The organism is Jiangella ureilytica (assembly GCF_004348545.1).
GTDB classification, from domain to species: Bacteria; Actinomycetota; Actinomycetes; order Jiangellales; family Jiangellaceae; genus Jiangella; species Jiangella ureilytica.
In genome coordinates, this window is sequence record NZ_SMKL01000146.1 from 1 (window position 1) to 2,018 (window position 2,018).

Genomic DNA, 2,018 nt, shown 5'->3' on the forward strand with positions numbered 1-2,018 from the left:
CCTGATCGCCAAACACCTCGACAACAAAGGCAAACGCGGCGCCATGCGCGTGCTCAAACGCCACCTCACCGACGTCATCCACCGCACGCTCCGCCGCGACATCCCACCGCTGACCTGCCACCAGCCAGCCGCTTGACATAGAAGCGTCATCCCGAGCCAGCAGGGGCCGGCGCGACCCGAGCCCAGCGAAACGGCTGCCGAGAACCACGCGCGAACAGGTAGCGGCCGGCGCAACCCCACACACAGCGGCACGGAGGGCCGGGGCCATTCCGGGGAGGCACCCTGGCGCTGTGAAAGGCGATCGACCCTGAGAGACGGCAGGGCCCGACCCAATCGGCGAATCCCCGGCCGAACCTCTCACCCGGGCGGCATCGGGACCCGCAACGACAGCGTGCCCTGCAGGTCCAGCCACGCGGCATCCGGGGACCGGACCAACCGGAGCATCACGTGGTCGCACCCCGGGCACCGGGCCACGTAGCCGGGTGCGTTGACGTAGACGCGCAGGTCGGCGACCCGGCCGGTGTCGCCGCAGGACACGCAGCGGCCGGTCGCGGTGGTGACGTCGACGGCGAAGAGCTCGGACAGGGGGCCGGCCAGCGCGTTGCCGTCCTCGTACTCGTACGCGTTCGTCACAGCGTCATCCTCCAGTCGGGCCGAAGCGTTCGGTGCGGATGCGGCGCGGATCGTGACCCAGGTTCACCAGCGACGTCGCCACGTGTTCGACGAAGCCGGTGGGGCCGCAGACGTAGCAGGTGGGCTCGAACTGCGGCGGCCATCCGTACGCCTCGAGGTCCGAGCCGGCGAGCCGGCCGGGCGCGCGCGGCCAGGCCTCGGGCGTCGCCCGGGTGTAGACCGTCGTGATGTCGAGGCCGCCGTCGTCGCGGGCGGAGCGGCGCAGCTCCGACGCGTAGATGAGGTCCATCGGCGTCCGCACGGAGTAGATGAGCCGGAACGGCGCGCGGCTCCTCGCCTGCCGCCGGGCCCGGACCATCGCCATCAGCGGGACGATGCCCGAGCCGCCCGCCACCAGCAGCACGGGCACCGTCCGCGACGGATGCCAGACGAACCAGCCGCCCACCGGGCCGCGCAGCTCGACGGGGTCGCCGACGGCGAAGTCGCCCGCCAGGTACGGCGACACCTCGCCGTCCGCGACCCGCTGGATGGTCAGCTCGACGCGCTCACCGTCGGCGGGCGCGGCCAGCGAGTAGCTGCGCTGGGTGCTGTAGCCGTCCTCGTCGGTGAGCCGGACGTCGACGTGCTGGCCGGGCAGGTGCCCGGGCCAGCCGGGGACGTCGAGCAGCAGCGTACGGGCGGTCGCCGTCTCGTCGACGTAGTCGGCGAGGGTGGCGACGCGCCACTCGAGCCGGGCGCTCAATCGCCCTGGTAGCGCTGTTCGCGCCATGGGTCACCGTAGTTGTGGTAGCCGACGCTCTCCCAGAAGCCCGGCTCGTCGAACTCCTGCAGCTGGATGCCGCGCACCCACTTCGCCGACTTCCAGAAGTACAGGTGCGGCACGAGCAGCCGGGCCGGGCCGCCGTGCTGCGGCGCCAGCTCGTCGCCCTCGAACTCGTACGCCACCCACGCCTTGCCGTCGAGGAGGTCCTCGAGCGGCAGGTTGGTCGTGTACCCGCCGTAGCAGTGCACGAGCGCGTAGTCGGCCGTCGTCTCGACGTCCTCCATGAGCAGGTCGAGCGACACGCCCCGCCACGTGGTCTCAAGCTTGGACCACTTGGTGACGCAGTGGATGTCGACCGTCGGCTCGTCGGCCGGCAGCTCCTGCAGCTCGTCCCACGACCACCGATAGGACTGGCCGGTCTCGCTGGCGATGGTGAACTCCCATCGGTCCAGCGGGATGTACGGCGTGGGCCCGGCGGACAGCACCGGGAAGTCCTCGGTCAGGTACTGGCCCGGCGGCAGCCGGACGTCGTCACGTCTCTTCCTCCGGAAACCCGGAGACACGATCCCCATCGTTCCAACCCCGTTCCCCACGTCGCGCCTGCGGGCGCGGCCCCTCCCAC

The 2,018-nt window shown here is 71.5% G+C and carries 3 protein-coding genes; all 3 read right to left on the bottom strand.

All coding sequences use genetic code 11. The annotated features are described in order from the left end of the window. Positions 1–357: 357 nt before the first annotated feature. The 3 genes from E1212_RS29005 to E1212_RS29015 are packed head-to-tail and all read right to left on the bottom strand — an operon-like array spanning position 358 to position 1,968. Positions 358–633: a DUF6510 family protein gene (locus tag E1212_RS29005; RefSeq protein WP_131989007.1), complete on the bottom strand. Its 276-nt coding sequence runs from the start codon at positions 631–633 to the stop codon at positions 358–360. Between the two features lie 4 nt (positions 634–637). Then, entirely contained in the window at positions 638–1,402 is a 765-nt protein-coding gene (locus tag E1212_RS29010) for a ferredoxin reductase (RefSeq protein WP_131989009.1), read from the bottom strand. Beyond that, positions 1,372–1,968: a sulfite oxidase-like oxidoreductase gene (locus E1212_RS29015; protein ID WP_131989011.1), complete on the bottom strand. Its 597-nt coding sequence runs from the start codon at positions 1,966–1,968 to the stop codon at positions 1,372–1,374. The genes E1212_RS29010 and E1212_RS29015 overlap by 31 nt, the downstream gene beginning before the upstream one ends. Positions 1,969–2,018 lie beyond the last annotated feature (50 nt).

Bases quoted from the DNA above. Each gene is read 5' to 3' on its own strand.
- E1212_RS29010 (WP_131989009.1), bottom strand. From the start codon at position 1,402: ATGGCGCGAACAGCGCTACCAGGGCGATTGAGCGCCCGGCTCGAGTGG.
- E1212_RS29015 (WP_131989011.1), bottom strand. From the start codon at position 1,968: ATGGGGATCGTGTCTCCGGGTTTCCGGAGGAAGAGACGTGACGACGTC.